This is a genomic window from Sphingobium scionense, from assembly GCF_014197035.1.
Classification (GTDB): Bacteria; Pseudomonadota; Alphaproteobacteria; order Sphingomonadales; family Sphingomonadaceae; genus Sphingobium; species Sphingobium scionense.
Genome location: NZ_JACIEU010000005.1, coordinates 261,662 through 268,834, shown reverse-complemented (window position 1 = coordinate 268,834; position 7,173 = coordinate 261,662). Strand labels below are relative to the sequence as shown.

The 7,173-nt window shown below is 64.7% G+C and carries 9 protein-coding genes; 3 read left to right on the top strand and 6 right to left on the bottom strand.

Going from position 1 to position 7,173, the window contains the following annotated elements:
* Positions 1-298: hypothetical protein (locus tag GGQ90_RS28965; protein ID WP_223178137.1), on the top strand; the 298-nt coding region annotated here is incomplete at its 5' end.
* Between the two features lie 60 nt (positions 299-358).
* Here GGQ90_RS28965 and GGQ90_RS07880 read toward each other — a convergent pair.
* Complete coding sequence (locus tag GGQ90_RS07880) at positions 359-826, bottom strand: hypothetical protein (protein ID WP_188081608.1); 468 nt, start codon at positions 824-826, stop codon at positions 359-361.
* 72 nt (positions 827-898) lie between these two features.
* Between GGQ90_RS07880 and GGQ90_RS29265 the strand changes: the two genes are divergently transcribed.
* On the top strand, positions 899-2,185 hold the full coding sequence (locus GGQ90_RS29265; RefSeq protein WP_188081607.1) for a phospholipase D family protein: 1,287 nt from the start codon (positions 899-901) through the stop codon (positions 2,183-2,185).
* A 20-nt stretch (positions 2,186-2,205) separates the two neighbouring features.
* On the opposite strand, the gene GGQ90_RS07870 is transcribed toward GGQ90_RS29265, so the two are convergent.
* The 5 genes from GGQ90_RS07870 to GGQ90_RS07850 are packed head-to-tail and all read right to left on the bottom strand — an operon-like array spanning position 2,206 to position 5,458.
* Positions 2,206-2,706, bottom strand: coding sequence for a hypothetical protein (locus GGQ90_RS07870; RefSeq protein WP_188081606.1), 501 nt, complete (start codon positions 2,704-2,706; stop codon positions 2,206-2,208).
* Positions 2,703-3,170, bottom strand: a complete 468-nt coding sequence (locus tag GGQ90_RS07865; RefSeq protein ID WP_188081605.1) for a very short patch repair endonuclease — start codon at positions 3,168-3,170, stop codon at positions 2,703-2,705. The genes GGQ90_RS07870 and GGQ90_RS07865 overlap by 4 nt, the downstream gene beginning before the upstream one ends.
* Positions 3,160-3,741, bottom strand: coding sequence for a hypothetical protein (locus GGQ90_RS07860; RefSeq protein ID WP_188081604.1), 582 nt, complete (start codon positions 3,739-3,741; stop codon positions 3,160-3,162). Before GGQ90_RS07860 ends, GGQ90_RS07865 begins: the two co-directional genes overlap by 11 nt.
* Positions 3,741-5,279 (bottom strand): DNA (cytosine-5-)-methyltransferase, encoded by a 1,539-nt coding sequence (locus tag GGQ90_RS07855; protein WP_188081603.1) that lies wholly within the window; start codon positions 5,277-5,279, stop codon positions 3,741-3,743. The genes GGQ90_RS07860 and GGQ90_RS07855 overlap by 1 nt, the downstream gene beginning before the upstream one ends.
* Entirely contained in the window at positions 5,276-5,458 is a 183-nt protein-coding gene (locus GGQ90_RS07850) for a ribbon-helix-helix domain-containing protein (protein ID WP_223178136.1), read from the bottom strand. The genes GGQ90_RS07855 and GGQ90_RS07850 overlap by 4 nt, the downstream gene beginning before the upstream one ends.
* 281 nt (positions 5,459-5,739) lie before the next feature.
* Here GGQ90_RS07850 and GGQ90_RS07845 point away from each other — a divergent pair, with 281 nt between their 5' ends.
* Positions 5,740-7,173: an ATP-binding protein gene (locus GGQ90_RS07845; RefSeq protein ID WP_223178135.1), complete on the top strand. Its 1,434-nt coding sequence runs from the start codon at positions 5,740-5,742 to the stop codon at positions 7,171-7,173.

Here is a 7,173-nt window from a genome sequence, read left to right as displayed (position 1 = left end):
TCCAGGTTCGAGTTCGCATCCGAACCCTACCAGAAGATCGACGGTGGCCACCCTCTCAGGGAAACCTTCCTACACCACCCCGTGGGACACGACCGATAGCGGACACTCCCAGCGCCAAAACGGCGCGTCGGCTTCGCGCCCTAATTTCAGTCTTTCACACGTAGATATCGCGATCCTGATAGCCGCCGTTCGTTCATCTTTGGAATCCGAGGCGATTGAAGCCTTAGATAAGTCGGCAGACTGGCGGCTTCTTAGCGTTGAAACGTGGAAAGCAGATCCTGAGGATTGGTGGCCGTGACCGCTACAGCCGCCCAATCTCGGTCGTTCGAGTGTTATCCGTTGGTGGGCGGACGCACCCTCAATAATTGCCTGTATAATCGGTTTGGAAATCGCCAAACTCGGCCAGCTCTTCGAGTATCGTGATGCACAGCGGCAACAGCTGGCGTATACGTTCAGGATCGTCCCAGCCCGCGCCCCCTTTTTTGCCGCCATGGAAGAGGTTGTTGCGCACGGTCCTGAGCAGGATTGTGACCCGCAGCAGCTGCGAGTCGCCAGCCTTGAAAGTAACGACGGTGAAGTCGAGACCGGCGTCGCCGACGATCTGCTTCAGGGGATTGGCGGCGATAAGATCTGCGCCAGCCTGCGACGGCTGATACTGGCCTTCATGGGCAGCGACGAAATCCTTCCAGCCCGGCCGGGCTGGGGCACCGATATCGTGTGCCACCAGCCAGTTCGCTTCCTTCAGTGCGGATTCGAAGCGCGAGAACCAGAAAAAGAAGTCATAGATGAGCGGGCGCAGATCATCGCCGACTTCTTCATAGCGCATTGCAACTCTCCGTACCGACTATCTCCCGGATCACGTTGACCAGCGGCACGCCTGCGAGACAAGATAGGAATCATGATCCTACTCGACGAAACCGCCGCGCTCGCGGCCATCCGCGCGCTGCTGGCCGATGCGAACCACGCCAGGCTGGCGGTGGCCTTCTGGGGAAAGGGTGCGATCGAACGGCTGGGTCTCGACCGGCCCGGGCTCACCGCCGAGATCCTCTGCAATCTGGAATCCGGCGCCTGCAATCCCAAAGAGCTGCGCCGCCTTTACGACCATCCGAGGATTACGCTGCGCTCCCATCCCGCCCTGCATGCCAAGGTATGGTGGACGGCGGGCGGCGCGGTGCTCGGATCTTCCAATGCGTCGGCGAACGGGCTGGCGGTCGAAGGCGACGCCGCCGGCGGCTGGCACGAGGCCAATGTCGAGATCAGCGAAGCGGGCGTGCTCACTGATATCGACCGTTGGTTTACGCGGCTTTCGTATGCCGGCTATGCGGTCGAGCCTGAGGATATCGATCGGGCTGCGGAGCTGTGGAAAGCGCGCCTGCGGATCGCGCCCACCGGCCGCCGTCTTGCCCAGACGCTGTTCGAGGCATGGTGGGCATCGCCGTCGCACGCCGTTTGGAAAAAACTGCATGTGGCGTTCTGCCGCGACGGTCTTACCGCCCGGGATGAAGCATGGCTGGTGCAGGAGGTCGCGGATGGGCGGCTCACCTCTGGCATCTCGGCCTATGAGGGTTGGAACGCCGCACTGTCGCCCGGTGATCTGGTGATCGATTATGGCGTCAGCGGCCAGACATCGGACTTTGGCGGACTTTGGCAGGTTCTGCCTGGCTCGCCCGAGGAGCGGCTGCGGCTGGTGGTCGAGGTGCGGCAGCTGGCGCTGCGCAGCCTTGGAAGGTTCGTGCTGACGGCGGAGGAGAATGCCGCGCTGTCCGGTGTTACGACGGTTGCGCTCGCGACGGCGGAGGACGGGCGCAATGCGCTGGTGAGTTTCGGCGAGGCTATGGCACTGATCGATGCCGGCCGGGCACCGGAGCGGCCGGCGGCACCGGACCCGCGCGCGTTCGACCGGGCGATGCAGGCGATCTACGACGAGGCGGCGAGCTTCGGCTATCAGCCCACCCGGTTCCGCCAGATGCTCGCCGAGCATGGCGGCGTCGAGACGGCGCGGCGGCTGATCAGAGGTTCGGCCACAAGTGGGTTCGATACCCTATGGGAGCATCAGCGGCTCGATCTCTCCGTAGAGGCACTGGTGACCGATTCGAAGTGGCGCGCATTGTTCTCAGACGAGGAAGCGAAGATGGCTTCCAAGCGGCTGAAACAGTATGGCTATACGCCGGCCACGAAAGGCTGAGCGGCGGCTGTCGGTTTGCCTCAGGCTGGTGCGAACCGCGTCGATCGAGCCAGCGTCTTTGCCGCCAAACCGACATACCAAGCGTTCATCCGGCTGTCCCAGCTCCGAACCTCGACAAACGTCTTCCAGTCGAACTCGTGAACGTCAATCAGCTGCCAGTCCTCGTCGATCCGTACGATCAGCAGATATTCAAACAGCTGTTTGTCGCGATCGTCACGGTCGGGATAGATCGTCCCCGTCTTGCGCCCGTCGAGCACGCCCTTGATCGAAAAGCGGTCACCGCGCCGCGACAGCGCATCGACATTCTGTGTGCCCGTCGGCGCCGGCTGGAGGTTCGGGCGCCCTGGCGTGCCGTTGTAAAACGCGATGACAAGGCTCTCGGCCGCCTGACCGACGTTGGAGGCAAGACCGCGCCGTTTGAGTTCGGCGGCGACCCGGGCCCGCAGCCGCAGCAGATCGAGATCCCCCAGCCCAGGGAGCTGCTCCTGCATCTCCGACACTTCGATTACCTTTGCCGTCATACCCCAGCCATTCCCTGTTCCCCGAGCTGCGTGAACCCCACATCGCCCCGGATGAACGCCACCATTGCGCCGCTCACCTCGGTCACCGTCAGCCGATTTTTACCGCGCAATGCGCATTCCCACACCCACAGGCTGCGCCAGCCTGCGGCTTCCAGCGCGGCAACCGCCGCAGCATCCCTCCGACGGTTACCTTCGATTTTGGCAGACCAGAATTCGGTCCGCGTCGCCGGCAGGCGGAACAGCGAACAGCCGTGACCGTGCCAGAAGCAGCCATGAACGAAGACCACCGCGCGCCAGCGCGGCAACACGATGTCGGGGCGGCCGGGCAGATCGCGGCGGTGGAGACGGTATCGGAAGCCCTGGTCATGCAGCAGGTGCCGCACGGTCATTTCGGGCTTCGTGTCCTTCGCGCGCACCCGGCGCATATTGAGCCGGCGCTGTTCCGGCGTCAGCCTATCGGCCATCGCTCCCGGCCGCCTGATCCGGCACCGCAGCGTCTTCCCCGGCAAGCGGCGCCCCGACCGCAAGATCGGCCGGCACCGACGGAAAGGCGGCGCTGAGCGCGGTGAAGGCGTCCGATCCGGCCGTCACCACCGCGACGCTGCTCTGGAAGCTGTCGGCGAGGCTGGCCACGATCCCGGCATGGAGGAGGCGCTCGCGCTGGCGGCCGATAAAGGTCATGAGGATCGGATGGTCGCCGTCATTGCCGACGACCGAACGCAGCAGCACGAAATCCTTGCTGTCGAGGAAAGCGCAGCCATTGGCGGTGATCTTGCGCCCGCCCAGCCGCCAGTTCTTGCCCACCTTGCCGATGTTCCTGAGCTCGCGGTTGCCATAGCCGCCATAGACGCAGATCAGATCAAGATCGGCCCCGCCGGCTGCGAACAGCCGGTCGCTGAGCAGCCTGCGCGCCACCGGCGTGGTGAGCGCGATCGCGCGCTGTTTGCTGGTCGCGCTCAGGCGATGCATCGAGAAAATGCCGAGATCGGATTCGGCGAGCGAGCGGACGACGATGATCTCGTCGCGCTTCGCCATCAGCGGCCGGCTCCGACGGCGCGCGACTGATCCGGCTGCTGTTCCGTGTCGGTACCGCAGTCAGCCGTCTCGCCGATCAGCTGGCTGCGCAGTGTGGTCGCGACCGCCTTGGCGAGCAGCGGCGGAACGGCATTGCCTATCTGGCGGAACGCCGGGTTCATTGTGCCCGCGAACCGAAACCCGTCGGGGAAGGACTGGAGCCGAGCCGCCTCGCGCACCGAGATTGGTCGCGCTTGGCGGCTATCGTAATGGATATGACTGTAACCGTCCTTTCCTAGATGGGCGAGCAGCGTGCGGGCCGGGGTCGCGGATTCCATCTTGCGCCATTTGTTCGGGAATTTGCCAGAGTCATAGGGTGGCACGAACTTAGCTTTGAGAGCCTTCCAGTCGTCGCTGTCGACCTGGGGGCGCGCACCTTCGCCCCCGAGCCGCTCCAGCTCGGCCTCGAACAGGCTGAGCGCATATCGGTGCGCCTCGGGATACTGGTCGCCTGGCTTGAGTCCGGCAAAGATGCGATAATCGCGCGGCAGATAGCGGATGACATGGTCGCGGACATGGCCGGCTCCCTCGAACCCCTTCCAGCCGCGCATTTTCTTCACATAGCCGTGCTGCCAATTGTGCCCGTCATAGGGGAGGTTCGCATCGAGCCGCCGCGTGCCGCGCCGCAGCTCACCCGCCGCCAGCAGCTCGCGCGCCAGAATTTCAGGTAGGTCACCGATCGCCTGTTCAGTGGTAATAGCAGGCGGCAACGACTTTGCTGCTTCGGGCGCCGCCTTATAGCCGCTGCCTCCGGTCACCGGGGTCAGCAGATCGCCGCCGGTCGCGAGTTTCAGGGCGACAGCGCGCGAACCTTGATAGCCCGACGGCAGGTCGATCCAGTGCGTCGGCGCTGGGAGTTCGACATCATCGGCGATCTCCTCCCGGATCGCAATCAGGATCATCCGCTCGCGCATCTGCGGCACGCCGTAAAATGCGGCGTTGAGCAGTGTGTAGCGCACGACATAGCCCTTACCAGCGAGGATCTCGCCGATCTCGGCCGCGAGATTATGGCCGCCATGGTTGAGCATGTCCGGGACATTCTCGATTACCACCGCGAGCGGCGCGCAGGCTTCCACATAGCTCAGATATTCGATGTAGAGCCGCGAACGTGGATCGTGCCGAAAGGCCTCGGGATGTTCGGCAATCTCGCGCAGCTTCGACCGCCCGACCCGAGCGAACGCCTGACAGGGAGGGCCGCCTACGATGACGTCGAACGCCGATGAGGCGGAGCCGAGCCCGAGCGCTTTGGTCAACTCTTCGGGCGAGGTGGAGGTGATGTCTCGCGCAATGCTGTGCCGGTTTTCGCCGCCATGAAAATTTAGACCGTGCGAGCGCGCTGCATCGGCGTCGAACTCGACTGCCGCGGCGATGTCGTATCCGGCCGCCTGGAACCCCAAAGAAATCCCACCGCAGCCCGAAAACAGATCGAGCACACGCGGCTTCGCACCGGCGCGCAGGCGCTGGATCTTCTGGCGGATCAGGCGAGGGTCGGCGCTCACGATTGCTCTTTCCCGAGCGGCAGTTCGACCTGACCGGTACGGGTCGAGAGATAATGTAGAACGGCCTGTCGGATAACCCAGGCCGATGATACGTCATTGGCTGCAGCGACCGCCTGCACCTGGCGGTGCACCGGTTCGGGCAGCAGGACGGTGCTTCGGATGGTCTTTCCAGTGGCCAAGATGTTCGAACTCCCTATGCACCGATACACCAATGCGCACCAGCATGCACCACTTTACATCAGCTGTCCCCGGCGAAGTGCAGCCTGACCGGATGAATTTGCCGGTTTCGTGACAGAAATGATACAATTGCCGAGCAGCGCGGACTGCGCTTATTCTGTCCCGGTCCGACTCCGGTGCGCGTCGGCAGCAATCTGACTGAAATGCCCGACACCGGAGACTTCCGCTGCGACCTGTTGAAATCAATCCTTCCCCGCGCGCGCTGCTGCGGTCACTACGGGGCTTGGGCTATTCGCCGGAAACTGCGCTTGCCGATCTCATCGACAATTCGCTCGCGGCCGGTGCCCGCAATGTGGGGATCCGGCTCGATTGGCGCGAAGGCGACCCGCTGGTCGAGATACTTGACGACGGCGCGGGCATGGCGTTCGAGAGGCTGATCGAGGCGATGCGGTTCGGCGGCGAGGGGCCGGATGCCGAGCGGGGCGGTGATGATCTCGGGCGCTTCGGACTCGGGCTCAAGACTGCCTCACTCTCCCAGTGCCGCGAACTGACCGTCGCCTCGCGCCGCGACGGCAGTGCCGCTCGGCTGGCCTGGGACGTTGACCGGGTCGGCGACGGCTGGTGTGCCGATGCACCGGACGCTTCGCCGGTCGGAGAGCTGGCGGCGGCGTTCGAGAGTGGTGGCGACGGCACGCTGATAAGCTGGAACCGGATGGACCGGCTCGGCGGCTTGTGGGGCCTGGACCGCGATGCCTTCAACGACCGCATCGCCGCAATCCGCGCACATCTCGCCATGACCTTTCACCGCTTTCTGAGCGGTGAGGCGCGGCGGTTGGCGATCAGCGTAAACGGCCTCGCGCTTGGTGCCTGGGATCCGTTCTGCCGGCGTCACGATGCGACCATGACACTTCCGCGCGATGTCATCCGCGGGCCGGACGGTTCGATCGCGGCGAAGTCCTATATTCTGCCGCACCGCGACCGCTTCGCCAGCGAGCGCGATTGGGAAGATGCGGGCGGACCGGGCGGCTGGGTCGAGCGCCAGGGCTTCTATGTCTATCGCGGCGACCGTCTTGTCTCGCCTGGCGGCTGGCTAGGTCTTGGGGGTTCGCGTGCCTGGACGCGCGAAGAATCAAGTAGGCTTGCCCGGATCGCGCTCGACCTGCCGGTCGCGATGGACGAGGCGTGGCGTATTGATATCCGCAAGTCGCTGGCACGCCCGCCCGCCTGGGCGCGTGCGCGGCTGGCGGGGACCGGCATCGACGCCCGTCGGCGTGCCCGGGAAGTATTTGCATGGCGCGGCACCGGGCCGATCGCGGCTCGGAAACGCAAAAAGGACGAGAACGAAGTCTGGCCATGGGAAGCCCGTGGCGGCACGTCTGTCCCGCGCTACCGCGTGCGGCGCGATCATCCTGCGGTGGCGGCGGTTGCCGAGCTGCTTGGCGACGACGCGCCGCTGCTCGAAGGGCTGCTCTCTGCGATCGAGCTGACCGTTCCGATCGAGCGCATCTGGCTCGATGTCGCTGAACAGAGCGGTGCCGAACCGATGCAGCCGTCGGCGGCTGAAATCGCCAAACTGGCCGCGCCGCTTGCCAGCCTCGTGCGTAGTTTGAACACTCCGGACCAAGCCGGGGACCGTCTCGATTCGGTGCTGCACTCGCTGGGCGTGACGGCGCCCGCGCTGCGCGCCGCGGTCATCCGGCAGTTAGGGGGGAAGTGA